Here is a 25,743-nt window from a genome sequence, read left to right as displayed (position 1 = left end):
TGATAAACTGGTGGGGAGGTGTACTGGCGCCACCCGAGGCTTGGTCCAAGCGGGGACGCTGCAGGATATCGCTTTGGAAACTGGCTGGTTGCCCATAGCCAGCATTCTCCGCTACCCAAGGTGGACAGGGGGAATCTGACTAAATGGCGTCCAAGAATAATAGCGGCAGTGATCTCGGCTTTGAGGCAGAATTGTTCAAGGCTGCCGACAAGCTGCGCGGAAATCTCGAGCCATCGGAATACAAGCATGTCGCCCTTGGCCTCATCTTCCTCAAATACATTTCAGAGGCGTTCGAGCATCATCGCGCCAAGCTGATGCTTGAAGAATATGCCGATCCGGAAGATCCAGAGGAATATCTCGCTTCTAACGTGTTCTGGGTTCCGCCGGAGGCGCGGTGGGAGCATTTGCAGGCCAACGCCAAGCGCCCGCAGATCACCTTTACCGATGTGACCACCGGGAAGGAGCGGGTGGGCGACATCGGCAACCTGATCGACAACGCGATGGACTCTATCGAGCGCGCCAATGCCGCCGTGCTCAAGGACGTACTGCCCAAGGAATATGGTCGCCCGCAGCTCGACAAGACCATGCTGGGCGAGCTGATCGATCTGTTCTCAAAGGTCGGCATGCACAGTGCGGACGGCAAATCGAAAGACCTGCTGGGCCGCGCCTACGAGTATTTCATTAGCCAGTTCGCGGGCGCGGAAGGGCGACGCGGCGGCGAGTTCTTCACCCCCCGTTCCGTCGTGCAGACCATCGTCGAGATGCTGGAGCCGCACAATGGCCGGGTTTACGATCCAGCCTGCGGTTCGGGCGGCATGTTCGTGCAGTCCGAGCGCTTCATCGAGAGCCACGAGGGCAAGCGCAGCGACATCGCCATCTATGGGCAGGAGCGCAACCATACCACGTGGAAGCTCTGCAAGATGAACCTCGCCGTGCGCGGCATCGATGCGGACATCAAGTGGAACAACGAAGGTTCGTTCCTGAACGACGCGTTCCCCACGCTGAAGTTCGACTATGCGATGGCCAACCCGCCATTTAACATTTCGGACTGGTGGCAGCCGCAGCTTGAAGGCGATGTCCGCTGGAAATTCGGCACGCCGCCAGCAGGTAATGCCAACTTCGCCTGGCTTCAGCACATCATCCACCACCTGGCCCCGCGCGGCACGGCTGGCGTGGTGCTGGCGAACGGATCGATGTCATCCCAGCAATCGGGCGAAGGCGAAATCCGCAAGGCCATGATCGAGGGGGATGTAGTGGATTGCATGGTCGCTCTGCCCGGTCAGCTCTTCTATTCTACGCAGATTCCCGCCTGCCTGTGGTTTCTGGCGCGGGACAAGGGCGCGAATGGCCACCGTGACCGGCGCGGCGAAATCCTGTTCATCGATGCCCGCAACCTTGGCCACATGGTGGACCGCACCCGCCGCGAGTTCTCGGAAAAGGACATCGAGACGATCACCGGCGCCTACCACCGCTGGCGGGCCAAGCCCGAGGCGGGACTGGGCGAGTATCAGGACATCCCCGGTTTCTGCAAATCGGCCGCGCTTGAGGAAGTCCGCAAACACGGTCATGTCCTCACGCCGGGGCGCTATGTGGGGGCGGAGGATGCCGAGGATGACGGCGTTCCTTTCGCCGAACGGTTCGCCGCTTTGACCGCGACCCTGGAAGATCAATTCAACGAAAGCGACCGGCTGACCGCGCTGATCCGCGAGAAGCTGGCAATGGTGGTGCCCGATGCCGATTGACCTCTCTATCGAACCTTTTGAGAAGGCTATCGTCTCGCTTGAGGTGGCGCTCGACCGGCACGCGCAGGACAGCAGCGACGACTTGGTGCGCGATGCCTGCATCCAGCGGTTCGAGTTCACCTATGAGCTGGCCCACAAGATGCTGAAGCGGTTCCTGGAAGCGACGTCGCCCAATCCGGACGAGTTCGACAACATGACCTTTCAGGACCTGATCCGCTCCGGCAACGAACGCGGCTTGCTACGCAGCGACTGGTCTCTGTGGAAGGAATATCGGCGCGCGCGCGGCAGCACCAGCCACACCTATGATGAGGAAAAGGCGCGCGAGGTTTTCGCCATCGTGCCCGATTTCCTGTCCGAGGCGCGTTTCCTGCGGGATCGCCTTCGTGAAGGGCTGGCATGAAGCAGCCGATCGATCTGCGCCCCGATCATGCGAAGATCGTGCATGAGATTATCGCCCGGCACCTGCCCGCCGGGGTTTCCGTGCGCGTGTTCGGCAGCCGGGCGAAGTGGACGACCAAACCGCATTCGGACCTTGATCTGGCGCTGAAGGGCAAGGAACCGTTGCCCCGGTCGGTTTTGGGCGATCTGGCCGAAGCCTTTTCCGAGAGCGATCTGCCGTTCCGTGTCGATGTGGTCGATTGGCACGCGGTCACGCCAAGCTTTCAGGCTGTGATTGACCGGGACGGGGTCGCGCTGGGCTGGCAAGTTGCACCACTCGAGGCTTGCTTGGAGTCGCTGATTGACTATCGCGGCAAGAGTCCGACGAAATCCGCAACTGGCATCCCAGTTCTTTCGGCAAAAGTAGTCAAAACGACTGGCCTTATCCGGCCAATCGAGCAAACTATCGCGCCAGAATATTATCCAAAATGGATGACGCGCGGCCTCCCGAAGCCGGGCGATGTGGTCATGACCACTGAAGCGCCGATGGGAGAGGTAATCCAGTTGGATGCTGAAACAGCGAGATATGCGCTGGGGCAGCGGATTGTCTGCATGAGGGGAAAGCGAGGCCTTCTCGACAATACCTTCCTTCGCTACCTGCTGACTTCCCCCAAACAGCAGGACATTTTGGCGAGCTATGCGACGGGTACGACCGTTCTGGGCATCAGCCAGAAGGCACTGCGCTCAATGCCAATCTCATTTCCTGCAATCGAAGAACAGGAACGGATTGGCACATTACTGTCTGCCCTCGACGACAAGATCGAACTCAACCGGCAGATGAACGAGACGCTGGAGGGGATGGCGCAGGCGATCTTCCGGGACTGGTTTGTCGATTTTGGCCCTGTGCGGCGCAAGGCGGCGGGGGAGACGGATGCGGTAGCCATCATGGGCGACCTGACCCTGAACTCCGCCCGCGCCGCCCAGCTCGCCGCCCTCTTCCCGGATGCCTTCGGCGATGACGGCTTGCCGGTGGGTTGGGAGAAGCGAAGTCTGAGCGATATCGCAACGTTTACAAAAGGGCGCTCATACAAGAGTTCTGAGCTCCAACCATCAAGAGTAGCGTTGGTTACTCTGAAGTCGTTTGCCCGAGGCGGCGGATACAGACACGATGGACTGAAACCCTATTCGGGAACATTCAAGGCCGATCAAATCGTCTCTGCTGGAGACATCGTTCTTTCTCAAACCGATGTTACCCAAGCTGCCGATATCATCGGCCGTCCCGCAATCGTGAGCGACAAAGGAGAATTCGAAACGCTCGTTGCATCTCTGGACGTTGCGATCATTCGGGCGAAAAAGCCAACAATGGTGCCACGAGAGTATCTCTTCCAGATACTCAACTCGCAGCGTTTTACTGATCATGCATTGGCTCACACAACCGGAACGACAGTTCTTCATTTAGCCAAGGTAGCATTGCCATCCTTTGAAGTATTCGTGCCAGTTAATGAAATTCCGCAATTATACAATGAGATTTGCGCGCCATTCCGGCAGAAGATTCATGCTCTTGACCTTGAGAACGCAGCTCTTTCCGAAGCCCGCGACTATCTCCTCCCCCGCCTGATGTCTGGCACAGTCCGCGTGGCGCGTGAAAGCGAGGCGGCGTGAGCATCACGGAAGACATTGTCGAGCTGGCGGCCATCGAAACGCTGCAGGAACTGGGCTGGAGCTATCTCCACGGCTCGGTGATCGCGCCCGATGGTTCCGCGCCAGAGCGCCGGTCTTTCGGCGATGTCATCCTGACCGGCAGGCTGGAAGCGGCCATTGCCCGGATCAACCCGGACGCGCCTGAGCCAGCGCGCGCCGAAGCCATGCGGCGGATGCTGACTGGCGAGTTGCCCGATCTGGTCGAAGAAAACCGGCGCATCCACAAGCTGCTGACCGAAGGCGTCGACGTGGAATATCGCGCCGACAGCGGCAAGACCGCCGCAACCAAAATCTGGCTGATCGATCTTGAGCGCCCCTATGCCAATGACTGGCTGGCGGTCAACCAGTTCGTCGTGGTCCAGAACCGCGCTAATCGCCGCCCGGACCTAGTCCTGTTCGTCAACGGCTTGCCGCTTGCCGTGCTGGAGCTGAAGAACGCCGCTGCGCAAAACGCGACCATTGCCGATGCTTACAACCAGTTGCAGACCTATCTGCACCAGATCCCCGGCCTGTTCAGCACCAACGCCGTTCTGGTGACATCGGACGGCATGGAAGCGCGCATTGGCTCCATCACCGCCAATGCCGAACGGTTCATGCCCTGGCGCACGGTAGACGGCGAGGACTTTGCCCACCGGGGCACGCCCGAGCTGGAAACCCTGCTGCGCGGCGTGTTCACCCACGCCAACCTGCTGGCTCTGATCCGCGATTTCATCGTGTTCGGTGACAAGGGCGAAGGCCCCTTCAAGATCATCGCCGGCTATCACCAGTTCCATGGTGCACGGAAGGCGGTGCGTCAGGCGGTAGAAGCGTCGCGCCCCGATGGGGACCGCAAGATCGGCGTGATCTGGCATACGCAGGGTTCAGGCAAGAGCCTGATGATGGCGTTCTTCGCTGGGCTGGCAGTGAAATCGCAAGCGCTGGAAAACCCGACGCTGGTAGTTCTGACCGACCGTAATGATCTGGACGATCAGCTTTACGGCACGTTCGGCCTGTGTCGCGACCTGATCCGCCAGAACCCGGAACAGGCGGATAGCCGCGCAGACCTCAAGCGATTGCTCGACAAGGCGGCTGGCGGCGTCGTGTTCACCACCGTGCAAAAGTTCTCGCCAGATAGGGGCGAGGAGAGTTTCCCGCTGCTGTCCGACCGGCGCAACATCATCGTCATCGCCGACGAAGCCCACCGCAGCCAGTACGGATTTGAGTCAAAGCTGAACCGGGAAACCGGCCTCAGGCGCTATGGCTATGCCCACTATATCCGGCAGGCCATGCCGAACGCCTCGTTCATCGGCTTTACCGGCACACCGATTGAAGCCGCCGACATCAACACGCCCGCGATCTTCGGCGAATATATCGACATCTACGACATCAGCCGCGCCGTGGAAGACGGTGCGACGGTGCCGATCTTCTACGAAAGCCGCCTCGCCCGGATCGAGCTGAACGACGATGAAAAGCCGCTGATCGACAGCGAGATCGAGGCGCTGGTCGAAGATCAATCGCTGACCGAAGCGGAAAAGCTGAAGGCGAAATGGTCCGCCGTCGAAGCATTAGTCGGTTCCGACAAGCGGCTGGCGCAGGTGGCGGAAGACATGGTCGCGCACCTGGAGGCGCGCATCGAAGCCATGAACGGCAAGGCGATGGCCGTTTGCATGAGCCGTCGAATCTGCGTTGCCCTCTATAATCGGATCGTCGCCTTGCGGCCCGAGTGGCATTCGACCGACGATGCCCAGGGCGCGGTCAAGATCGTGATGACCGGTTCGGCCTCCGACCCGCTCGGCTGGCAGCCGCATATCGGATCGAAGAAGCGCCGCGATGACCTCGCCAAGCGTGCCCGCAATCCCGATGATCCGCTTCGCCTGGTGATCGTCTGCGACATGTGGCTGACCGGCTTTGACGCTCCGTGCATGAACACGATGTATATCGACAAGCCGATGCGTGGGCACGGGCTGATGCAGGCTATTGCCCGCGTGAACCGGGTGTTCAAGGACAAGCCCGGCGGGCTGGTCGTCGATTACATCGGCGTTGCACAGAACCTGCGCAATGCGCTCAGCCAGTACACCGATTCCGACCGCGACAAGACCGGCATTGACGAATCCGCCGCCGTCGCCGCAATGATGGAGCGGTACGAAACTATCCGCGACCTGTTCCATGGCTTCGACTACCGTCCCGGTATCACGGGGCAACCGCGCGAACGCCTGATCTGCCTTGGCGGTGCAATCGACTGGGTCTTGAAGTGGCAGGAATCGCAGGCCGCACGGCAGAAGACCGACGAAGAGAAGAAGCGCGCGCATCGCCGGTTCCTCGACATGGTTCTTGAACTGTCGAAGGCCTATGCCTTGGCGTCAGCCAGCGACGAAGCCCGCGCCATTCGGGACGAGGTCGGGTTCTTCCAAGCCATCCGGGCGGCACTTGCCAAGACCACTGCAACCGGCAAGATCAGCGAGAAGGACCGGGCATTTGCCGTGCAGCAGCTCGTGGACCGAGCCGTCGCATCGTCTGAAATCATCGACATCCTGAAAGTGGCCGGACTTCAATCCCCGGACATCTCCATCCTGTCGGACGAATTCCTCATGGAAGTCGGCAAGATGGAGAAGAAGAACCTCGCTCTGGAAGCCCTGAAGAAGCTTCTCAACGGTGAAATTGTAAGCCGTTCCAAGACCAATCTGGTCGAGAGCAAGGCATTCTCGAACCGGCTGGAGGAGGCCGTCGCCCGCTATCACGCCGGGGCGATTTCTGCGGTCGAGATGATCCAGGAGCTGATCGAACTCGCCAAGGATATGAAAGCCGCCCGCGCACGTGGTGAGGAGATGGGGCTGAGCCAAGAAGAAGTCGCCTTCTACATGGCCCTGGCGGAAAACGAGAGCGCAGTCGAAGCCATGGGCAACGAGAAGCTGCGCGTCATCGCACTTGAGTTGCTGCATCAGTTACGCAGCAACGTTACCGTCGACTGGCACCAACGGGAGAGCGCCCGTGCTCGCATGCGGGTCTTGGTGAAGCGGATCCTCAAAAAATACGGCTATCCGCCAGACCTGGCAGAAGAGGCCGTGCAAACCGTTCTGGCACAGGCAGAAATCCTGCTGAGGGATTTTCCGGGGTAAGAAGCAGCCAATTCATATCTGCGCTGCTTAGAGTATCGTCGCCCTACGCGGGGGACGAAACGCGACCATCTCGCCGCATAATAGCGTTTAGCGTCCGTTGGCGATTTTTCGATCGAATCCTACAACCTCCTTATCATCCACCGGAGGTTGAGAAATGGAACCCGAAAATCGACTGAAGCACACGGCAGATAGCGACGGGCAGCTTATTGCGATTGCCGTTAGAATTGCAGAGCGATGGAAGCAAGCTGCGGAGCAAAAAACGACCCCAGTCGCGATCCGTAAGCGCGTGATTGCGCTCGCCATCGAGAAAAGCGGCGATTTGGAACTGAACGTCAGCGCGATGGCGTCGATCGTGCAGGAGCAGTTTAAGTTGCTGAGCGCCGATCTCGGCCTTCGCGACTTCTCCGAAGACACAATCAAGCGGGACATCGTTAGGGTCCGGTCGGATGGGCGCGGGTCGTCGAAGGTGCCGAAGCCCAAAATGTCGCAGAAAAAGAGGCAGCAATCCGTTCGTGCTGGCCATGCTGAGAAAACGCCAGTTTCTCGGGATGCTCCGGGTGATGATCACAGGATCGCCAGTCAGGCAAACATGTTTGGGGCAGACTAATGACTACGAAAGAGCATGTAGCCCGTATCCGCGTGCAAAACAGTGGAAGCGTCATCTTGTCGAGCGGCGACAAAGGCGGTGTCGGCAAGAGTTTCGCGCTCCGATGTGCCGCTCACAATCTCAATCGATGGCAGCTAGATTGGCATGGCTTCGATGGAGACGCCAGAAATTCACACTTGGTACGCTTCCAGCCCGGTTCGCAGATCGAACCGCTGGTCTTAAAGGTGGACAGCGATTTTGATCGCCTTCTCGACAAGATCGAGGGAACGGACCCGCGATTTCATATTCTCATCGATACACCAGCCGGATCAGGAGATGTGATCGAACGTCGTGGCGACCGCTTGGTCAAGCTAGCGCAACTCCTTGGCCGCCCGTTGATCCGGCTGTTTGCACTGGATGAGGAGGATGACGTGCTCATGGCGATTCAACGCGAAGCTCCTGCGATGGGGCTAGGCAACATCGTTGCGGTCTTGAATGGGCGTTTTGGCCCCCGATCTAGCTTCCTCCTTTGGGAAAAGCAGCGCCGTGGCGGCTTGCCGTCAGTTCGCGATGCCGTTCTGGGGGCGGGAGGAACGGAAATATATCTTCCGGTGCTGCCACCGCTCCCTCGGATGGAAATCCGAGATGCACGCTGCACATTCGCGCAGGCCCTGGACGGTCGGATTGATCTTTCATTCAGCCAGCGAAGCAATTTGTCCGATTGGATCGCGGAGATGGAGGCTGCATTCGAACCCTTTCGTGCACGGATCGAGGGGCGGTAAGATGAATGATATCAATGATTTCCTCGCGCAGGAGTTTTACAATATCTTCGGACGCCATCCGCAACGGCGCGATGAACTGCGCATCCGGCAACTCTATGACAGTTATGGCGGTCAAGGAGGGAAGGCCGTGCTATTCGAAATGATCCACAAATATTACGTCGAACTGAAAATCGACGCAGGGATTTATCATTTAAAGAAGGAGATGGATTCGCACATAGAGAAGCAGTCTTTGCGTCACCGTGAACATGTTTCGAAAGCCATAGCCGATTTGGCGCCGCTTAGAGATACTTTAATACTATTAGCCTGCGGTATATTTATCGTCGGATTTATGGCTGGCGTCTGTATCATGATGGTCGGCCAGTAGTGGCGGGTCGGCCATGGCAGGTGAGAAGGGCTCCAATCTTCCCGACACCTTCAAACGTCGCTCACGGCGCAATTTCACTTGATCATAGTATATGCCTTCCAGGGGGCCTCGTTGCGCTCTAGGAGGCTCCTTGTCATTGGCATGGGGCTGACAGGCTCGCCATGAACTCTCGCCACCTTGAGCGCAGTGAGCAATGTTGCCCCGCATTTCCCAGCCAGTGTGGATGAATGCGACCGTGTCTCCTGTCGTGGCGCCAATGACGGGCCGTAACAACAAGATGTGAGTGTGGATGCACGTTTACCTCGCCCTCTTCGCCTGGACAGGCGTGTATCGCGTACGCAACTGCAGCACCCTTCGATACCAGATGCGTTTCGGCAAAATCCGTCACCACTTTCGTCCAAAATCCACGGAGCTCTGCCGGCAGCGTGGCGATGACGTGCCACGCCGACACAGCAGTTTGGTCGCCAGTGCTTAAAGTCGCGCCATCCGCTTCCTGCCAGATGGTATAACCTTCACAAGCCCAGTTAGGCGCTTTCGCTGGTAGCAGCAGGCCACTGGAAACAAGCTCGAACCTTCGCCGCTCGAATGATGCAGGCATGCGGCCCATGGCATCCACCGCATCGCTTTGACGCCAGATGTACGCGACGTTGGCGACGGCTGAGCGATAGGCCGGTTTGCGATCCACATTGTCGTTGTATGAACGCCATTGCTGCGAAATCGGTCGGATATTGAAGTCGTGGAAGGCTTTTCCGCGCCACGAAGTTGGTGATGTAGGACGGATGGCCTGCGCGATGCGATTGTAGACAAGCGCCATTTAACTTCCTCAAAAAAAAGCGCCGCCCGGAAGGGCGACGCCTGATGGTGTGAATTGCAATAGGTGAAACTATAGAGTCGTCGGCCGGCCCCGAGGTGAACCGAACTGGAGCCTCTCCGTCGGACGAAGGTTGAGGGGGGCGGGATCTATGGCTGGCACTAATTTCCACAGCTCATCGACCATGGAAACAAAGTGCGTTGCCTCTGCCTCTTCGGTGTACGTGCTGTCAGTTTCCCCAACCACCGCGTGCCCGCCGAAGCGATTGCGATCATTTGTATCGAATCCGGATCGGTAGAGGCGACTTAGCCCTGTTTTGCGGATGCTGTGAACGTCGACGTCCTTTCCGTCCTTTTTCCGCGACGTGCCGTCTGGAAAATGATGATCTCGAAGCGGGTAAAATACTTTGTCCCGAAAGGTCTTCTCGAAGCCCGCGTTTGGATTCCACATCTCTGGGAACACTAGGTCTTTTCCTGCAGATCTCAGCGCTCGAACATAATCTAGGAAGCCCAATTCGATAAGCTGTGGAGGAATAGGTAGTGATCTTCTTGAGTGCTTTGTCTTTAGATTTCTGTACGCGTTGTCGCGATATCGAATGAATGGCGTGCCATGATCATCGATTACATCGCTTAACATAAGGCCGTTTACTTCTTCTGACCGTGCGGCGTGCGAAATCAGAAGCAGCGGTGCAAAGTACATCGCATCGTGAATGATTGCATCACCCGGCGCCAGGCGATGGTCTATGTCGGCACAGCCGGCCCAGACAGGACCTGAGATAAGCGTGGCGAGTTCTTCAGGTTCCCAAGCCCGGCGCTTTTCATGCCTGAATTCCTTATCTTTCAGCTTCAATGGCTTGACGTCGACTCTCACCGGCACGTAGCCGTGCGCCGAGCCAAATTCAAAAATATTGGTTATCCATTGCAAGTGCTTATTCCCGGTCGCAACCGAGAGGCCTGGACGAGGCTTTTCTTCTATCTCTGCCGCTATCGGATCGGCGTCCCATTCTTTCTTCATCGTTTTGCCGCGCTCCAAGGCCTGCTCAACTGTTTCAAAGAGTGGCTTTGCTTTCGTGCTGCCCTTCTGCATCTTTCCCCAGGTGGCAGGCATTTGAGGGAACAACCTGGACATAAGAGCGACGTGGCTCTGGCGAATTTGAGACAGCATGAGGTCGCCATTGGCTGCAATGAACAGCTTGAGCACCCCGCGCACGTCGCCTCGACACGTGTCGCTCCACTTTTTATTCGCGAAGCAGGTCTCGAATGCAATTTGAGCGAGCTCAGAGATGGGGCAATCAATCCCTTCAAGTTCGGGGGCAGTAGGCGGAGTGGGGAGTGTGCCCGCGTTAGGAGGTGGCGCAATCGTCGGAGGCTGGGCAGGATTAGCGCAGCTCGCTAGCGCGGGTGTTCCTACGACAGCCTCAAGCGCCTTGGGAAGCGGGGGCAGCTGATTGGCTGAATCAGGTGCGCCGAGTGCTGCGGAAGCTTCGATGCAGGCCGCACGATACCCCGCAGCGACAATTCTTCGCACCCGTTCGATATTTGCGTGAGTGGGGCTGCATCCAGCCTCTCGCAGATAAGCAGCCGCATAAGCCGGATTAATCGCAGAGCCGCCATCGTAGTAGGACGCGACCGTCTGCATCCGATTGATTTCTTCCGAACTCAGGCCAGCGTCTTTCAGATCCCGATAGAAGGCATAGCCGGGGCGGGGGGCGCTCTCCGATGACGCTATCATCGTGAAGTACCTTGCGTGATCGATGTTGCTCAGCAGGTGATCCTCGGCGAGCCACGGGGAGCTCGCTTGCTGTGTCAGATATCGATCAAGTGCGGTCTTGACTGCATTATGATATACGGCGCGCAGTTTCTCTGGTGTGAGTCCCGCGGCGGACGTCCTGACTTCATGCTCCATTTTTCCCAGTTCCATCTCGATCCAAGCCGAACGGGTGCGAGCGAGCTGCAGGTCCGGCGTTTTTAGTGACACTCGGACAGTTGTAGGATGGAGGCTCACAGAACCAAAACGAACGGTCCTGCGCCACCAGTAGATGGCGCCTCGGCGGTAGATATTTGAAGGCATCGTGGGCCCCTTGCAGGGGCGGGCAAGCACAGCGGAAAGCACAATCCAAAGCACAAACGTGCCCAAACGTGTTCCCAACCAATTTTCCCGCCATTGATGAAATGGCGGTTTTCTGGGCTTTTTACGATGTAGGGGAAAATAATTGGTCGGGACGAGAGGATTCGAACCTCCGACCCCCACACCCCCAGTGTGATGCGCTACCAGGCTGCGCTACGTCCCGACCGGAGGTGCGCTCCTAGGCGTATCGCACGGAAGTTGCAAGGTCCGTTGGCGCCTCCTTGCGCATGATTTTTCATTTTGCTGGGGACCGGCAGGCGGGGCGGGGTGAGGGGGCGATTGTTCGGGGCGCTTTGCTCGGCCGGCGTGCGGCGCGGCGGCAGCGCGGGGGAAGGGCGCCCGGCGATCTCGGTTGCCTGCACCGGGGCGATATGCTAGCCGCGCGCCCTTGAAACAGTGTGCGTGAGGCCGCATCTGCGGGGCGCGCTGTTTATCAATCTGCTGATTGCCCTGCTCAAGGATCGCAATGTTCACAACTTTTGCACTCGCCGCCGCTGCACCGGGCTCTTCCGGAATGGCCAGCTTCATGAGCTTCGTCCCGCTGATCCTGATCTTTGCGGTGTTCTACTTCCTGCTCATTCGCCCGCAGCAGCAGCAGATGAAGAAGCATCGCGCCAAGATCGGCGCGGTCAAGAAAGGCGATCAGGTCGTCACCGGCGGCGGCCTTGTCGGCAAGGTGACCCGGGTGGACGACACCTATGTGGATGTCGAGCTCGGCCAGGGCATCAAGGTGAAGGCGGTCAAGGCGACCCTGAGCGATGTCGTCGATCCGATGACCGCCAAGCCCGCGAACGACTGACGGGCCATGCTCGACTTTCCCCGCTGGAAGATCTGGCTCGTCCTTGTGGCGCTGGTCGTCGGCAGTCTCTATGCCGTGCCGAGCTTCCTGCCCGACCAGACCTATTCGCAATTGCCGCGCTTCATGCAGGCGCGCGTCAATCTGGGACTCGACCTCTCCGGCGGCAGTCACATTCTGCTTGAGGCGGACACGAAGGACGTGGCCCGCCAGCGCATCCAGAATATCGAGGAAGCGATCCGCGTCGATCTGCGGCGGGCTGATAGCCGCATTGCCATTGGCGAGATGTCGACGCAGGGCAACGCGCTGCGCTTCATGGTGCGCGATGCCTCGCAGGTGGATGCCGCCGTCGAGCGCATCCGTCCGCTGACGCGCGGTGCCGGCCTCACGGGCCAGCGCGACTTCGATGTACAGGTGCGCGATGGCAGCACCATCGTTGTGACGCCGACCGAAGCCGGCATCAACGCTGCCGTCGAGAGCGCCATGGAAGTGGCGACGGAAGTCATCCGCAAGCGCATCGACGAGATGGGCACGCGCGAGCCGACCATCATCCGCCAGGGCAGCAATCGCATCGTCGTGCAGGTGCCGGGCCTTCAGGACCCCGCTCAGCTCAAGGATCTGCTCGGCCAGACCGCGCAGCTTGAGTTCAAGCTGGTCGACACGACGGCCAATCCGGCCGACTTGGCGCGTGGCATCGCGCCGGTGGGCAGCGTGCTTGTGCCGTATCCAGACAATCCACTCGGCCAGCCGGTCATCGCGGTGAAGCGGCAGACCATGGTGGCGGGCGATGAGCTGATCGACGCCCAGCAATCCTATGATCCCAAGACCAATGCGCCGGTGGTGAGCATCCGCTTCAATAGCTCGGGTGCCAACAAGTTCGCGCGCACCACGCAGCAGAACGTGAACAAGCCGTTCGCAATGATCCTCGATGGCACGGTGCTTTCGGCGCCCAACATCAACGAGCCCATCCTCGGCGGATCGGCGCAGATCAGCGGCAACTTCACCGTGGAAAGCGCCAACCAGCTGGCGATCGCGCTGCGCTCCGGCCAGCTTCCGGTGAAACTGACGGTGGTGGAAGAACGCACGGTCGGGCCGGATCTTGGCGCTGATTCCATCCGCAAGGGTATCATCGCCGGCGGCGTGGCAACGGCTGCCGTGCTGCTGATCATGGTCATGGCTTATGGCCGCTTCGGCATCTACGCGAACCTGGCACTGATCTTCAACGTGCTGATGATCGTCGGCATCATGGCGCTGTTCAATGCGACGCTAACCCTGCCGGGCATTGCCGGGTTCGTGCTCACGGTCGGCGCGGCGGTGGACGCCAACGTGCTGATCAACGAGCGCATCCGCGAGGAGCAGCGACGGGGGCGGAGCATCATGCAGACCGTCGAGACAGGCTATAAGGAAGCGCAGCGCGCGATCTTTGACGCCAACACGACCAACGTGATCGCTGCCGCTTTGATGTTCTACTTCGGCTCCGGGCCGATCAAGGGCTTCGCGGTCGTGCTCACCATCGGCATCTTCACCTCGGTCTTCACGGCCGTGACGGTGACGCGCCTGTTCGCTTCCTTCTGGCTGCGCAAGCGGCCGACGACACTGACGATCTGAGGCACAAGACCAATGCGCTTGCTCAAGCTTGTCCCGGACAACACCAACATCGGCTTCCTCAAGTGGCGCCATGTCGCCATGGCGATCAGCATGATCTCGATCATCGCGTCGATTGCCCTGGTGGCCACGCGCGGCCTCAATCTGGGCGTCGATTTCGTCGGCGGTCAGATGATGCGGGTCACCTTCTCGCAACCCGTCAATCTCGATGCGCTGCGCGGCACGGTCGACGCAGCGGTGGCCGGCGAGGTGAATATCCAGCAGTTCGGTTCGGCCCAGGATGTCTCCATCCGCACGTCGCTGCCCGAGGGCGGCGAGGATGCCGCGAACCAGGCCGCCGAGCGGCTCAAGGCGGCGATCCTCAAGGCCCATCCCGATGCGGTGTTCGGCAGCGTGGATACCGTATCCGGCAAGGTCTCGGGCGAACTGTTCGAGACTGGCGCTTGGTCGATGTTCTTCGCGATGCTGGCGATCTCCATCTACATCTGGTTCCGCTTCGAATGGCAGTTCGGTCTCGGCGCGCTGTTTGCGTTGTTCCATGACGTGGCGCTCACCTTCGGGCTGTTCGCGCTCACCCAGATGGAGTTCAACCTGAACATCGTCGCGGCCCTGCTGACGATCATCGGCTATTCGCTCAACGACACCATCGTCATCTATGACCGTATCCGCGAGAACCTGCGCAAATATCGCAAGATGGAGCTGGTTCCGCTGCTTGACCTCTCGATCAACGAGACGCTCGCACGCACGGTGATGACCTCGCTGACGATCATCATCACCCTGGTCGTGCTGCTGCTTCTGGGGCCGGAAGTGATCTTCGGCTTCACCGCCGCCATGTTGTTCGGCATTTTCGTCGGCACCTATTCGTCGATGTACATGTCCGCGCCGCTGCTGGTGTGGACCAAGGTCGGCTCGGACAGCTTCGTTGCTAAGGCGGGCGGTCAGGTGGCCGGCGCCGAGCGGACCCTCAAGAACGAGACGATGCCGCGCTGATCTCGCGGCATCCGTCGGGCGGGGAGGAAAGAGCATGGAACTGCTCCGCGACGAGAAGCCCGCGGGCCCGGTCATCACCGGCTTTGCCGGGCGCGGCTTTCGCGTGCGCGATCATGTGTTCGACAGCGGCATCCTGATCGATCCGGCTGGCGTGGTCCCGTGGGACGCGCCGGCGACGATCGACCAACTGACTGTCGAGATGCTGCGCCCGATCCTGGATCTCGACCCGCCGGCGGAATTTCTCCTGCTCGGCACTGGACCCAGGCTGGTCAGGCCCTCGGCAGCGTTCGTCCGCGCCGTCGAAGCCATGGGGATCGGCGTGGAGGCCATGGACAGCCGCGCGGCGGCGCGCGCCTGGGGTGTGCTGCGGCAGGAAGACCGGCAGATCGTCGGCGCGCTGCTCCCGCATCGATGAGCAACTGACAGCCCGCGCCCGAAGCGCCGGGCATGACGCGAAATCTTAACCTCAGTCCGCTAGACCTGTTTCCAGGATCAGAAAAGGCAGGAACAAAATCCGGCAACGGGCGTCCTGTACGGGTGAGGATGGAGCGTGATGGGGCAGCTCCTTATGTGAGTATGTCGCATGGCCGTCATCGCCGTTGATTTTGAAGCGTCCTGCCTGCCGCAATATGGCCGGTCTTTCCCCATTGAAGTCGGCATTGCCAGCACCGAAGGCTGGAGCCGATCCTGGCTGATCCGTCCTCATGCGGACTGGGCCGACTGGCAGTGGAGCGAGGAAGCCGAGAGCCTGCACGGCATTTCGCGCGCGCAGCTTGAGCGGGATGGGCTAGATGCCCGCTGCGTCGCACGGCAATTGCGCGCGGCCGTGGCTGGGCATGAGGTGATTGCCGACAGCTATTTCGATGATGCGTGGTCGCGCACGCTCTTTGCAGCGGCGGGCGAAGCGACGCATCTGCCGATCCGCTGCCTCGCCGAGCTTCGCCTGTTTCATGATACGGATCGCACCGTTCTGACGCGGCTGCTCGACGCGGCGGATCGTCAGCGGGCGCGGCGCCACCGCGCCGAGGATGATGCGCGCTGGCTGGCCCAGCTCATGGCGGGTCTGATTGCCGAGAGCGACATGGCCAGGCCAGCGGCGCGCGCCGCTTAGGATCGCGTTAGACCGGCCGCCGGCGAACCTCGCGGCAGCCTTGGCCTACTGCTCCAGATCGTCGGCCAGTGCCTCGGGCGGATGCAGGCGCACCCGCGCGACATGGCGCGGATTGGCCTCGACGATTTCGATGCGCCAGCCACTTGGTTCATGCTCGATGATTTCGCCCGTCTCCGGCACGCGCCCCGCGATCACAAAGGCCAGACCGCCAATGGTGTCAACGTCGGAATCGACCTCGGCGAGGCGTGGATCGATGGTCCGGGCGATATCTTCCAGCTCGGCGCGCGCGTCTGCATCCCACATGCCATCTTCCAGCGGCACCAGCAGCGCCTCGGGTTCCTCGTCATGCTCGTCCTCGATATCGCCGACGATTTCCTCGACGAGATCCTCGATGGTCAGCAGCCCGTCCGTGCCTGAATATTCATCGAGCACGATCGCGAGATGGGTGCGCTTGGCGCGCATCTCGGCGAGCAGATCCAGCACGCCCATGCTCTGCGGCACATAGAGTGGCTGACGGATCAACGTCTCCAGCGACTCCGGGTGCGCTTCTCCGCGTGCCAGAATGGCGAAGGCATCGCGAATGTGGATCATGCCGGTGACATGATCGAGCGTGTCCTTGTAGACGGGGATGCGGCTGTGGCCGGCCTGAGCGAAAAGCGCCATCAGCTCCGTAAAGCTGGCATCCTGCGAAATGGCGATGATGTCCGCGCGCGGCACGGCGACATCGTCCACAGTATGCTCGCTGAAATGCAGCATGTTGCGGAGCATCTGACGCTCGATCGGGGTGAGGTCGCCCTTACGGGACGTCTCATCTTCCTGATCGTCATATTGCTCGATGACGCTCTCAAGCTCGTGCCTGAGGCTGGTCGATCCATTATCGCCGAAAAGCAGGGCTTTGAGGCCCTGCCATATTCGTCCGCCGTCGCTGCTACTACTACTGTCGCCCTCTTTGGAGGGGGACGGTGCGGATGTCTCCGACATCTTCTGGATCAATTCCCTGTTTCGTCAATCGGCCCGGTCATGCCGGGCTCGCGATCCCCATATGGATCATCAATGCCCAGCGTTTCAAGGGCTCGTATTTCAAGGCGCTCCATCGCCTCGGCCTCGGCATCATTTTCATGATCGTGGCCGAGCAGGTGGAGCGTGCCGTGAACGATGAGATGCGTCGCGTGATTTTCCAGCGAAACCGCGCGTTCCAGCGCCTCGCGGGCGCAGGTTTGATAGGCGAGGATGATGTCACCGAGCAGCACTTCACCATCGTCGCTATTTTCGATGGATTCGATGAGATCGCTCTGGATCATCGGAAAGGAGAGGACGTTGGTCGGCTTATCCTTGCCCCGGAAGGAGGCGTTGAGCTGCTGGACTTCGGCATCGTCTGCCAGCCGGATGGAGAGTTCGACGCAAGCATCGCTGTCGATAATCACCGATTGCGAGGTTTGCGCGAGCGCGGCGCGCACGGCTCGATCAGCGAGCGCGTTCCAGTCGGTTTTCTCGGCCCATTCGGGGCCGGCGTCGGTCAGCACTTCAAGCATTCGGGCCCTCATAAGCCGCGACGATCCGTCCGACGATGGGGTGGCGCACCACATCGGCCGTGGTGAAGCGGGTAACGGCGATGCCTTCAATGCCCTCCAGCCGCTCGACCGCATCGGCGAGGCCCGATGCGCCGGGCTGCGGCAGATCGACCTGCTTGGGGTCGCCGCAGATCACCATGCGGCTGCCTTCGCCAAAGCGGGTGAGGAACATCTTCATCTGCGCGATGGTCGTGTTCTGCGCTTCATCGAGGATGATGAAGGCATTGGCGAGCGTGCGGCCACGCATGAAGGCGAGCGGCGCGACCTCGATCTCGCCTGAGGCGATGCGCCGCTCGACCTGCTCGGCGGGGAGCGTGTCGTAGAGGGCATCGTAAAGCGGGCGGAGATAGGGATCGACCTTCTCCTTCATGTCGCCGGGCAGGAAACCCAGGCGCTCGCCGGCCTCGACGGCAGGGCGCGAGAGAATCAGGCGGTCCACAGAGCCGGTGATGAGCTGGCTCACTGCCTGCGCGACGGCGAGATAGGTCTTGCCGGTGCCGGCCGGGCCGAGGGCGAAGATCAGCTCGTGGCGGGCCAGCGCGTCCATATAGACGCCCTGATTGGCCGAACGCGGCACGATGGTCTTCTTGCGGGTGCGGATCATCACCTTGGGCGGCTCCGACACATCATGCCGGATGATGCCATCGAGCGTCGGCTCGGCGGACATGGCGATCACCGCCTCCACCGCGCCGCTGTCGACCGTCTGGCCAGCGGCGAGGCGATTGTAGAGTCCCTGGAGGACATCGCGGGCGCGAGCGGCGCCTTCCGCATTCCCTTCGATTTGCAGCTTGTTCCCCCGTGCGGAGATGTACACGCCGAGGCGGTTCTCGATGGCCACGAGGTTCTGGTCATATTCCCCGAACAAGGCGCCGAGCAGAAACGGCTTGTCGAAGACCAGTTCGAGGCGGGCCCGTTCTCCGGCCTGGGCTGGCACGGGGCGCTTAGGCAAGCGGGCGACCAAGCGGTCGACTCAGGGCGCGGGGCGCGATGAGAGTGTCTGTCATTGCCAAGCTTCATGCCAGAAGGGCGGGGGGAGCGACAAGCGCGAAGTCTCGCCCTTGAGGTGAAAAGAGGGGCGGCGGATTTGCGCCGCACAAATGGTGGCGATGTCGTTGGCTCGTCCCTCTCCCCTTGAGGGAGAGGGATGCGCAGGCTTGGCAGCGGGCTGCCTAGCCGAAGCTGAGAGAGGGGTATGCGATCCGCCGGATGGCGTTGATCGGAGATCCGCCACCCCTCATCTAACTGCGCCTACCCGCCTGACGGCGGCAAGGCTGCGTATCCTTCTCCCGCAAGGGGAGAAGGGGGCATGGCTGGACGCAATTCGTCGTCCGATCCGCTAGCCGTGCGCCGAATCCCAATGCTCCACGATCAGGCCATCGCGAATGCGATAGGTGTCGTACCACCAGACCGGCGTGAGCCGCGCGGGATCGTGCGGGTCCGGTAAATGCCGCTGGAACATGAGCTGGACGAGGTCGCCCTCGGCGAGGACGAACTCGAACCGGGTCAGCGGATAGGTGCCCGGCTCCAGCGGTTTCATGTCTGGAAATTCGGTGCGTAGGAAGGCGATGAGCGCTGCCAGTCCCTGGCCGATGCCGGGCGAATGCTGGATGTAATCGGGCGCGATATATTTGCCCGCAGACTCGATGTTGCGGCCGTCGATGACGTCGTGCCACATCGCCAGCACAAGTTGCTTGTTGGCCGCGAGCGCGGCGGCTTCCGGCGACTGCGCCATATCCTCTCCCCAGCAGTGTCGCGCATGACTAGCGGGTTCCACCGACAGGTAAAATGGTGATTGGAAGGCGTGCTCGGGCACCTGCTCGCACGCAGAACCTCAGGCCGGGGCTAGCACGCCGTCGTAGATCGAATCTTCCAATGCCCGACCGGCGCCCATCGCCACGCACATCAGCGGGTTTTCGGCGATCTTCACGGGCAAGCCGGTCGCGACCGCAATGGCCTCGTCCATGCCCCGCAGCAGCGCGCCGCCGCCTGTGAGGGTGATGCCTTCATCGATAATGTCGGCGGACAGCTCCGGCGGGGTTTCCTCCAGCGCGGTCATCACCGAGCCGACGATCTGGTTGATCGATTCGCGCAGGGCCTCGGCGATCTGGGCTTCGCTGATCTCGATTTCGACCGGGCGGCCATTGACCAGGTCGCGTCCGCGCACGCCTAGGGTTATGCCAGCGCCGTCGGGCGTCATCGCGTTGCCGATCTGCTGCTTGACGCGCTCGGCCGTTATCTCGCCGATCATCAGATTATGATGGCGCCGGACGTAAGAGGAGATGGCTTCGTCCATCTTGTCGCCGCCGACACGCACCGAGCCGCTATAGGCGATGCCGCTGAGCGACAGCACGGCCACCTCAGTGGTGCCGCCGCCAATGTCGACGACCATGGCGCCAATCGGGTCCACGACTGGCAAGCCCGCGCCGATCGCCGCTGCCATGGGCTCCTCGATGAGCTGCACGTCGGCAGCGCCTGCGCGCGAGGTGGCGTCGCGGATTGCGCGGCGCTCCACCATCGTCGCGCCCGAGGGCACCGCGACCACCACGCGATTTCGGCCCATGCGGGCACTGCCCAGCGCCTTATCGATGAAATGCTTAATCATCTGCTCGGCGATTTCGATGTCGGCAATCACGCCGTCACGCAGCGGACGCAGGGCGCGCACGCCTTCCGGCGTCTTGCCCAACATCAGTTTGGCCTCATTGCCGACGGCCTTGATATGGCCGACGCCCGCGATCGTCTCGATCGCGATGACGGACGGCTCGTTCAGGACGACGCCCTTGCCGGCGACGTGAACCAATGTGTTGACGGTGCCCAGATCGATGGCGAGATCATGGCCGGAAAAGCTGAAAAAGCGGGAAAACTTCATACCCTCGAGATCGTCACTGAGTGAAGCCGTTCACATGCCGCGCGGGCACGGTGGCGTATTCTGCAAAGAGGTGAAGCGGTGTTTTCAGGGGACCGTTGCCCGCGCCTGCCCACCTCAGGCGGCAAGCGGACTGGCGAGCGCGCCGGCGAGGCTGTTGGGCCCGGCCGAGAGAATATCCACCGCGATCAGATCGCCGATGGCCGCGCTCGTGCCATCGATATGGACCGACTGGAGCCAGGGCGTCTTGCCGATGAGCTGGCCGGGGTGCCGCCCCTTGCGCTCCAGCAAAATGGTCGTGCGCTGGCCGACGCTGGCCTGATTGAACGCCAGTTGATGAACGTTCAGCGTGGCCTGCAGGCGCTTGAGGCGTTCGTCCATTACCTCCGGCGCGATCTGGCCTTCCATATCGGCAGCGGGCGTGCCCGGGCGCGGGCTGTATTTGAAGCTGAAGCATTGCGCATAGCGCGCCTCGTTGACGATGCTCAGCGTCTCCTCGAACTCGGCATCGGTCTCGCCTGGAAAGCCGACGATGAAATCGCCCGACAGGGCGATGTCCGGCCGCGCGGCGCGGACGCGCTCGATGATGCGTAGGTAGGAGTCGCGGCTGTGGCTGCGGTTCATGGCCTTGAGGATGCGGTCCGAGCCGGCCTGCACCGGCAGGTGGAGGAACGGCATCAGCGCCGGCACCTCGGCATGGGCATCGATCAGTGCCTGCGTCATGTCGTTGGGGTGGCTGGTGGTGTAGCGGATGCGGGCGAGGCCGGGCAGCCTGTCCAGCGCGCGGATGAGCCCGTCCAGCCCCTGCGGGCGACCGGCTTCGTCTTCGCCGGACCAGGCATTCACATTCTGGCCGAGCAGGGTGATCTCGCAGGCGCCGGCATCGACCAGCGCGCGCGCCTCATCCATGATGGCGCTCCAAGGGCGGCTGACTTCCGCGCCGCGCGTATAGGGCACGACGCAATAGGTGCAGAACTTGTCGCACCCCTCTTGCACGGTGAGAAAGGCAGACGGTGCGGATCGGCGTGCCCGACCCGGCAGCACGTCGAATTTGGAATCGGCGGGCATGTCCGTATCGACGGCCTCGCGACCCGCCACCACATCGTCGATGAGGCCGGGCAGGCGGTGATAGGCCTGCGGGCCGACGACGATATCGACGGCCTTGGTGCGCCGGGTGATTTCCGACCCTTCCGCCTGCGCCACGCAGCCCGCGACGGCGATCATCGGGCGCGTGCCATCCTCCCGCCGCAGCCGGCCAATGTCCGAATAGACCTTCTCGGCGGCCCGCTCGCGGATGTGGCAGGTGTTGAGCACCACCAGATCCGCCTCCTCGCCATCGCCCGCCGCCGTCATGCCGCGCGCCGCCAGCAACTCGCCCATGCGCTCGCCATCATAGACGTTCATCTGGCAGCCGAAGGATTTGACATGGTAGGTCTTGGGTGGGGTCTGGGTCATGCCCGCGCCTATACAGCCGTTAGGACGGTGGGGGAAGGGCAGGCCGCTGCGGGGCCTGCCGTTCAGCCGGGCAGGCCCATGGCCGCGGCAAGCCTCGCGCGTGCGCTGGCGGCCAGCGCCTTGCGATCGGGATGATCGCCGGGATCGAATGGATCGAGGAATCGCAGCGTCAGGGTGCGCCGGCCTGGCGCGCCGAGGATGCGGAGCGCATTGGCGATGCCGCTCTCGCCCTCCTTCCAGGCGACGAGATCGGTTCCCGCGCCGTAATCGATGACGACCGGCTGGATATGGATCGAGCGGGGCGGCGGGAGAAGAACCGAAAAGAGCGCGGGCTTGAACGGCAGCAGAGATCGGCCGTCCCCAGTCGTCCCTTCCGGGAACAGCGCGATGGGCTGATGCGCTGCCAGTGCGGTGCGCACGGCGTCGATCTGCCCGGAGACGGCACCGCGCCGCTCGCGCGTGATGAACACGGTATTGTTCTGCGCGGCGAGCCAGCCAACGATGGGCGCGCGCGCGACATCATCCTTGGAGATGAACGCGGTCCCCGTGGCGCCGCCCAACGCCAATATGTCGATCCAACTCACATGATTGGCGATGAAGAACACATCGTGCAGCAAGGGCGTGCCCTCGATGCGGACGTCAAAGCCCGTCGCGTGCGCGGCGCGCGCGAGAAAGCGCTGGGGCCAGGGCGAAACGCCGCGGCGCCGGGCGAGAAGATGCGGGATGACGCAGGCAATGACGACGCCGATCAGGCGCGCAAGCCTCGCGAGCGCGCGCAGGCGGCTCACTTAGTCCTTGCTGCGATCGCGATCGAGCGAGACGCCGTAGAGCTCCATGCGGTGATCCACGAGCCGATAGCCCAGCTTCTCGGCAATCTGGCGCTGGAGCTGCTCAAGCTCCGGGTCCACGAACTCCACGACCTTGCCGGATTCCACGTCGATCAGGTGATCGTGATGGGCTTCGGGCGCGGGCTCATAGCGCGCGCGGCCATCGCCGAAATCATGACGCTCCAATATGCCTGCCTCTTCGAACAGGCGTACAGTGCGGTACACCGTGGCGATGGAGATGTTGCTGTCGATCGCGGAGGCGCGCTCGTGCAGCTTTTCCACATCGGGATGGTCTTCGCTTTCGGAGAGCACGCGGGCGATCACGCGCCGCTGCTCGGTGATGCGCAGGCCGCGCTCTGCGCACAGCGCTTCTATGTCAATCGTCCGGGACATGGGGACTGTGTAGCTTAATTTAGCCGTTCTGGAACCCGCAATTTCGGCTTTTTGACGATTGGCAGACAAGAAAAATGCCGCCCTTGTGCAAAGGCGGCATCGTTCGATTTTTGTATTCGCGCGGGGCGCGGGATTATTTGCGGCCGCGCTTACGCGTGGTGCCGAGGCCGATCTTCTTGGCCAGCGTGCGGCGCTGCTCGGCATAGTTGGGCGCGACCATCGGATAGTCAGCGGGGAGGCCCCACTTGGCGCGATAGTCTTCCGGCGTCATCTGATAATGGGTCATGAGATGCCGCTTGAGCATCTTCAGCTTCTTCCCGTCTTCCAGGCACACGATGTAATCGGGCTTGATCGAAGAACGAACAGATACTGCCGGCTCCTGCTTGGGCTGCGGCGGCGGGACGTCCTGCTGAAGACCGGCCAGCGCACTGTAAACATTCTGGATCAGCGTCGGCACGTCCGACACAGCCACGCTGTTATTGGATACGTGGGCAGCCACGATATCCGAGGTGAGCGTGATCAGCACTTCGTCTTGAGCGTTAGTATCGGACATATGAAGTTCCCATTATCAACTTGCGACCCGTAGAATCGCTATTCTTAGGCTATATTCTACCATTAAACATTATGGGGATTGAACGATGAGCGCAAGAGAAGTTTCGGACTCAGGACGCTCCCTGTCCCAAAACGAGTTTCAAACTCAAAGCATCAAACCGGGAACCGTTCGATCCACAATAGTAGTTAAGTCGAACATTATACTGATGAAAGCCGGCTTTGATATAAAGATGAAGAGCTGGATTCCCTGATCGCACTTCCAGAAAAATTGTTTCTGCGCCGGTTCCCTCGGCCTCTGTCATACAGCGATCAAGTAATCGGCGGCCATGTGTCCGCCCACGATGATTCGGATGGACGGCAAGCAAAAGAAGCTCAGCTTCGCCGGCAATACTGCGGATCAGGCCGAAGCCGACCGGTCCGGCATGGGTGTAGCCAGTCACCAGAATGGAGCCGGGCAACTGCATCATGCCCATCAATTGCGCAGAGGACCATGCTTCGCCAAATTCCGGTGGGAAGGCGGCCGACATCACCTGCATGGCGGCGCCGATCTCGTCCACACAAGGATCGAGACTGGCCACGATGCGGAGCGCCTCCTTGTCCTGCATCAGCGAACCGGCGCTGGTCTGGGCTTGCTTAAGGCAGCCATGGGCTTCGCGTCTGCCCCGCGCCCGTAATCGGGCACGGGCGGGCGGGTGCGCTGCGTGACGGGCAGGCGGACCACCGCGCGGGCATCGGGAAGCAGCGGAACGGCCTGACCCCGCGCGCCGGCATCGACCAGCGTCTGGGCACCCGAGCCGACGAGCAGGCCGACGTTGAGAGACGCCGCCAGTTCGTCGATTGGCGTGGATCGGACGATGAGGGGTGGGCTGTCGGGTGTGACGGGCGATGCCGCTTCTGCCCAGAAGATTTCGCCATGTCCGCCGACCATTGTCACTGCGAACGGCTCTGTCGGTGCAAGCTCGGCGCGGGCGATGGCGGCAACCAGATCGAGACAGCCATAGCCGGACACAGGCACGTGCCATGCGAAGCCCAGCGCGCGCGCAGCGGCCAGCCCCACGCGCACGCCGGTGAAGCTGCCGGGGCCAATGTTCACGAGAATGGCGTCAGCGCGGCCGCCCTCGGGCAGCGCGGCGATAGCGGGCAGCAGCGCTTCGGCATGACCGCGCCCCAACTCGCGATGCGTTGCCTCAATCAACCGGTCGCCATCGAAAAGGGCGATGGAGAGCGCCGGCGTGGCGCAATCGATGATGAGCGTGCGCTGCGCCAAGGGCTGGCTCATCGTGCGCGTGGGGGAACGATCCGGCGCATCGATCGGCTCAGACGGCCCGGACTTCGGTCACTTCCGGCACATAATGCTTGAGCAGCTGCTCGATGCCGTTCTTGAGTGTCGCGGTTGAGGAGGGGCAGCCGGCGCAGGCGCCCTGCATCCGCAGGAAGACCGTGCCGCGCTCAAAGCCGCGATAGACGATATCGCCGCCATCATTGGCGACGGCGGGGCGCACGCGGGTGTCGATCAGTTCGCGGATCTGCGCGACGATGTCGGCATCGGCCGGGTCGTCGCCGGGCATGGCGCCATCGTCCTCATTCTCCGCCGGAACGCGGATATCGTGCGCCGTGCCCGGCGCGAACAGCGGCATGTCCGCCGAGAAATGGTCGAGCAGGATCGCGATTACGTCGGTGCGCAGCGAACTCCACGCAACGCCCGGCGCTGCCGTGACCGAAATGAAATCCCGGCCGAAGAACACGCCGGTCACATCCCCGAGGTTGAACAGCGCTTCGGCGAGCGGCGAGGCCGTCGCCTCGTCTGCGCTTGCGAAATCGCGCGTGCCGGAGGTCATGACCGGGCGCCCCGGCAGAAACTTCAGGGTTGCGGGATTGGGGGTCTGCTCGGTTTCGATGAACATGCTGGCTCTCGCGCGAAGGACGGAGGCCGGCTTGAACGCGCGCCGGCCAAGGATGCGACTGCCTCCCATTTGGGCCGTCACCGGCGCTCG

26 protein-coding genes and 1 tRNA gene are annotated in these 25,743 nt (G+C 61.5%); 12 read left to right on the top strand and 15 right to left on the bottom strand.

Features of this window, described 5'->3' with window-relative positions; translation table 11 throughout:
- Positions 1-143 precede the first annotated feature (143 nt).
- From M2342_RS11375 to M2342_RS11345, 7 genes are all read left to right on the top strand, one after another.
- Entirely contained in the window at positions 144-1,742 is a 1,599-nt protein-coding gene (locus tag M2342_RS11375) for a type I restriction-modification system subunit M (protein ID WP_264579162.1), read from the top strand.
- Entirely contained in the window at positions 1,732-2,142 is a 411-nt protein-coding gene (locus tag M2342_RS11370) for a nucleotidyltransferase substrate binding protein (protein ID WP_264579161.1), read from the top strand. Before M2342_RS11375 ends, M2342_RS11370 begins: the two co-directional genes overlap by 11 nt.
- Positions 2,139-3,782, top strand: a complete 1,644-nt coding sequence (locus M2342_RS11365; RefSeq protein ID WP_264579160.1) for a restriction endonuclease subunit S — start codon at positions 2,139-2,141, stop codon at positions 3,780-3,782. Before M2342_RS11370 ends, M2342_RS11365 begins: the two co-directional genes overlap by 4 nt.
- Positions 3,779-6,916 (top strand): type I restriction endonuclease subunit R, encoded by a 3,138-nt coding sequence (locus tag M2342_RS11360; RefSeq protein WP_264579159.1) that lies wholly within the window; start codon positions 3,779-3,781, stop codon positions 6,914-6,916. Before M2342_RS11365 ends, M2342_RS11360 begins: the two co-directional genes overlap by 4 nt.
- 154 nt (positions 6,917-7,070) lie before the next feature.
- Positions 7,071-7,523 (top strand): hypothetical protein, encoded by a 453-nt coding sequence (locus M2342_RS11355; RefSeq protein WP_264579158.1) that lies wholly within the window; start codon positions 7,071-7,073, stop codon positions 7,521-7,523.
- The gene (locus tag M2342_RS11350) at positions 7,523-8,284 is read left to right on the top strand and encodes a hypothetical protein (protein WP_264579157.1); all 762 of its coding nucleotides are present in this window, start codon (positions 7,523-7,525) and stop codon (positions 8,282-8,284) included. The genes M2342_RS11355 and M2342_RS11350 overlap by 1 nt, the downstream gene beginning before the upstream one ends.
- 1 nt (position 8,285) lies before the next feature.
- Positions 8,286-8,648 (top strand): hypothetical protein, encoded by a 363-nt coding sequence (locus M2342_RS11345; RefSeq protein WP_264579156.1) that lies wholly within the window; start codon positions 8,286-8,288, stop codon positions 8,646-8,648.
- A gap of 133 nt (positions 8,649-8,781) precedes the next feature.
- Here the strand turns inward: M2342_RS11345 and M2342_RS11340 are convergent, their stop codons facing one another.
- The 3 genes from M2342_RS11340 to M2342_RS11330 all read right to left on the bottom strand — a co-directional run bounded on the left by M2342_RS11340 (position 8,782) and on the right by M2342_RS11330 (position 11,749).
- Positions 8,782-9,462 (bottom strand): MobA/MobL family protein, encoded by a 681-nt coding sequence (locus tag M2342_RS11340; protein ID WP_264579155.1) that lies wholly within the window; start codon positions 9,460-9,462, stop codon positions 8,782-8,784.
- 69 nt (positions 9,463-9,531) lie between these two features.
- On the bottom strand, positions 9,532-11,364 hold the full coding sequence (locus M2342_RS11335) for a tyrosine-type recombinase/integrase (protein WP_264579154.1): 1,833 nt from the start codon (positions 11,362-11,364) through the stop codon (positions 9,532-9,534).
- A 308-nt stretch (positions 11,365-11,672) separates the two neighbouring features.
- A tRNA-Pro gene (locus M2342_RS11330) sits at positions 11,673-11,749 on the bottom strand.
- Between the two features lie 303 nt (positions 11,750-12,052).
- Between M2342_RS11330 and yajC the strand changes: the two genes are divergently transcribed.
- The 5 genes from yajC (at position 12,053) to M2342_RS11305 (ending at position 16,088) form a co-directional block, all read left to right on the top strand.
- Entirely contained in the window at positions 12,053-12,385 is a 333-nt protein-coding gene (gene yajC, locus M2342_RS11325) for a preprotein translocase subunit YajC (protein WP_181559997.1), read from the top strand.
- 6 nt (positions 12,386-12,391) lie between these two features.
- Entirely contained in the window at positions 12,392-13,990 is a 1,599-nt protein-coding gene (secD, locus tag M2342_RS11320) for a protein translocase subunit SecD (RefSeq protein WP_264579153.1), read from the top strand.
- Between the two features lie 12 nt (positions 13,991-14,002).
- Positions 14,003-14,977 (top strand): protein translocase subunit SecF, encoded by a 975-nt coding sequence (gene secF / locus M2342_RS11315; protein ID WP_264579152.1) that lies wholly within the window; start codon positions 14,003-14,005, stop codon positions 14,975-14,977.
- Positions 14,978-15,011: 34 nt separating this feature from the next.
- On the top strand, positions 15,012-15,392 hold the full coding sequence (locus M2342_RS11310; protein ID WP_264579151.1) for an Mth938-like domain-containing protein: 381 nt from the start codon (positions 15,012-15,014) through the stop codon (positions 15,390-15,392).
- A gap of 168 nt (positions 15,393-15,560) precedes the next feature.
- Positions 15,561-16,088 (top strand): hypothetical protein, encoded by a 528-nt coding sequence (locus M2342_RS11305; RefSeq protein WP_264579150.1) that lies wholly within the window; start codon positions 15,561-15,563, stop codon positions 16,086-16,088.
- 45 nt (positions 16,089-16,133) lie between these two features.
- Here the strand turns inward: M2342_RS11305 and M2342_RS11300 are convergent, their stop codons facing one another.
- From M2342_RS11300 to M2342_RS11245, 12 genes are all read right to left on the bottom strand, one after another.
- A complete protein-coding gene (locus M2342_RS11300; protein WP_264579149.1) occupies positions 16,134-17,069 on the bottom strand; it encodes a hemolysin family protein in 936 nt (311 codons plus the stop codon).
- Between the two features lie 8 nt (positions 17,070-17,077).
- Positions 17,078-17,620, bottom strand: a complete 543-nt coding sequence (ybeY, locus tag M2342_RS11295) for an rRNA maturation RNase YbeY (protein ID WP_264579148.1) — start codon at positions 17,618-17,620, stop codon at positions 17,078-17,080.
- Entirely contained in the window at positions 17,613-18,608 is a 996-nt protein-coding gene (locus tag M2342_RS11290; protein ID WP_181559990.1) for a PhoH family protein, read from the bottom strand. Before M2342_RS11290 ends, ybeY begins: the two co-directional genes overlap by 8 nt.
- Before the next feature lie 387 nt (positions 18,609-18,995).
- Positions 18,996-19,391 (bottom strand): nuclear transport factor 2 family protein, encoded by a 396-nt coding sequence (locus M2342_RS11285; protein WP_264579147.1) that lies wholly within the window; start codon positions 19,389-19,391, stop codon positions 18,996-18,998.
- 99 nt (positions 19,392-19,490) lie between these two features.
- Positions 19,491-20,525, bottom strand: a complete 1,035-nt coding sequence (locus M2342_RS11280) for a rod shape-determining protein (protein WP_181559988.1) — start codon at positions 20,523-20,525, stop codon at positions 19,491-19,493.
- A 114-nt stretch (positions 20,526-20,639) separates the two neighbouring features.
- Entirely contained in the window at positions 20,640-21,989 is a 1,350-nt protein-coding gene (miaB, locus tag M2342_RS11275) for a tRNA (N6-isopentenyl adenosine(37)-C2)-methylthiotransferase MiaB (RefSeq protein ID WP_264580037.1), read from the bottom strand.
- 50 nt (positions 21,990-22,039) lie between these two features.
- Positions 22,040-22,765, bottom strand: coding sequence for a lysophospholipid acyltransferase family protein (locus M2342_RS11270; RefSeq protein ID WP_264579146.1), 726 nt, complete (start codon positions 22,763-22,765; stop codon positions 22,040-22,042).
- Positions 22,766-23,197, bottom strand: a complete 432-nt coding sequence (locus M2342_RS11265; protein WP_181559986.1) for a Fur family transcriptional regulator — start codon at positions 23,195-23,197, stop codon at positions 22,766-22,768. It lies immediately after the preceding gene.
- Positions 23,198-23,330: 133 nt separating this feature from the next.
- Positions 23,331-23,750, bottom strand: a complete 420-nt coding sequence (locus M2342_RS11260; protein ID WP_181559985.1) for a MucR family transcriptional regulator — start codon at positions 23,748-23,750, stop codon at positions 23,331-23,333.
- A 109-nt stretch (positions 23,751-23,859) separates the two neighbouring features.
- Positions 23,860-24,354: a GNAT family N-acetyltransferase gene (locus M2342_RS11255; RefSeq protein WP_264579145.1), complete on the bottom strand. Its 495-nt coding sequence runs from the start codon at positions 24,352-24,354 to the stop codon at positions 23,860-23,862.
- Positions 24,354-25,016 (bottom strand): tRNA (adenosine(37)-N6)-threonylcarbamoyltransferase complex dimerization subunit type 1 TsaB, encoded by a 663-nt coding sequence (tsaB, locus tag M2342_RS11250; protein WP_264579144.1) that lies wholly within the window; start codon positions 25,014-25,016, stop codon positions 24,354-24,356. Before tsaB ends, M2342_RS11255 begins: the two co-directional genes overlap by 1 nt.
- Positions 25,017-25,065: 49 nt before the next feature.
- Complete coding sequence (locus M2342_RS11245; RefSeq protein WP_181559983.1) at positions 25,066-25,653, bottom strand: NifU family protein; 588 nt, start codon at positions 25,651-25,653, stop codon at positions 25,066-25,068.
- Positions 25,654-25,743: the final 90 nt, after the last annotated feature.

The sequence above is a fragment of the Sphingobium sp. B8D3A genome, assembly GCF_025961995.1.
Classification (GTDB): domain Bacteria; phylum Pseudomonadota; class Alphaproteobacteria; order Sphingomonadales; family Sphingomonadaceae; genus Sphingobium.
Note: the sequence above shows the minus strand (reverse complement) of the source record. Positions and strands in the feature narration are given on the sequence as shown.

Excerpts from the sequence above, each read along its gene's own strand:
- M2342_RS11340 (WP_264579155.1), bottom strand. The coding sequence starts at position 9,462 with ATGGCGCTTGTCTACAATCGCATCGCGCAGGCCATCCGTCCTACATCA.
- M2342_RS11370 (WP_264579161.1), top strand. The coding sequence starts at position 1,732 with ATGCCGATTGACCTCTCTATCGAACCTTTTGAGAAGGCTATCGTCTCG.
- M2342_RS11260 (WP_181559985.1), bottom strand. The coding sequence starts at position 23,750 with ATGTCCGATACTAACGCTCAAGACGAAGTGCTGATCACGCTCACCTCG.
- M2342_RS11305 (WP_264579150.1), top strand. The coding sequence starts at position 15,561 with ATGGCCGTCATCGCCGTTGATTTTGAAGCGTCCTGCCTGCCGCAATAT.
- M2342_RS11365 (WP_264579160.1), top strand. The coding sequence starts at position 2,139 with ATGAAGCAGCCGATCGATCTGCGCCCCGATCATGCGAAGATCGTGCAT.
- M2342_RS11350 (WP_264579157.1), top strand. The coding sequence starts at position 7,523 with ATGACTACGAAAGAGCATGTAGCCCGTATCCGCGTGCAAAACAGTGGA.
- M2342_RS11310 (WP_264579151.1), top strand. The coding sequence starts at position 15,012 with ATGGAACTGCTCCGCGACGAGAAGCCCGCGGGCCCGGTCATCACCGGC.
- M2342_RS11280 (WP_181559988.1), bottom strand. The coding sequence starts at position 20,525 with ATGAAGTTTTCCCGCTTTTTCAGCTTTTCCGGCCATGATCTCGCCATC.
- M2342_RS11245 (WP_181559983.1), bottom strand. The coding sequence starts at position 25,653 with ATGTTCATCGAAACCGAGCAGACCCCCAATCCCGCAACCCTGAAGTTT.
- M2342_RS11265 (WP_181559986.1), bottom strand. The coding sequence starts at position 23,197 with ATGTCCCGGACGATTGACATAGAAGCGCTGTGCGCAGAGCGCGGCCTG.
- M2342_RS11255 (WP_264579145.1), bottom strand. The coding sequence starts at position 24,354 with ATGCAGGACAAGGAGGCGCTCCGCATCGTGGCCAGTCTCGATCCTTGT.
- M2342_RS11300 (WP_264579149.1), bottom strand. The coding sequence starts at position 17,069 with ATGTCGGAGACATCCGCACCGTCCCCCTCCAAAGAGGGCGACAGTAGT.
- M2342_RS11345 (WP_264579156.1), top strand. The coding sequence starts at position 8,286 with ATGAATGATATCAATGATTTCCTCGCGCAGGAGTTTTACAATATCTTC.
- secF (WP_264579152.1), top strand. The coding sequence starts at position 14,003 with ATGCGCTTGCTCAAGCTTGTCCCGGACAACACCAACATCGGCTTCCTC.
- yajC (WP_181559997.1), top strand. The coding sequence starts at position 12,053 with ATGTTCACAACTTTTGCACTCGCCGCCGCTGCACCGGGCTCTTCCGGA.
- M2342_RS11355 (WP_264579158.1), top strand. The coding sequence starts at position 7,071 with ATGGAACCCGAAAATCGACTGAAGCACACGGCAGATAGCGACGGGCAG.
- M2342_RS11335 (WP_264579154.1), bottom strand. The coding sequence starts at position 11,364 with ATGGAGCATGAAGTCAGGACGTCCGCCGCGGGACTCACACCAGAGAAA.
- M2342_RS11375 (WP_264579162.1), top strand. The coding sequence starts at position 144 with ATGGCGTCCAAGAATAATAGCGGCAGTGATCTCGGCTTTGAGGCAGAA.
- M2342_RS11285 (WP_264579147.1), bottom strand. The coding sequence starts at position 19,391 with ATGGCGCAGTCGCCGGAAGCCGCCGCGCTCGCGGCCAACAAGCAACTT.
- ybeY (WP_264579148.1), bottom strand. The coding sequence starts at position 17,620 with ATGCTTGAAGTGCTGACCGACGCCGGCCCCGAATGGGCCGAGAAAACC.
- secD (WP_264579153.1), top strand. The coding sequence starts at position 12,392 with ATGCTCGACTTTCCCCGCTGGAAGATCTGGCTCGTCCTTGTGGCGCTG.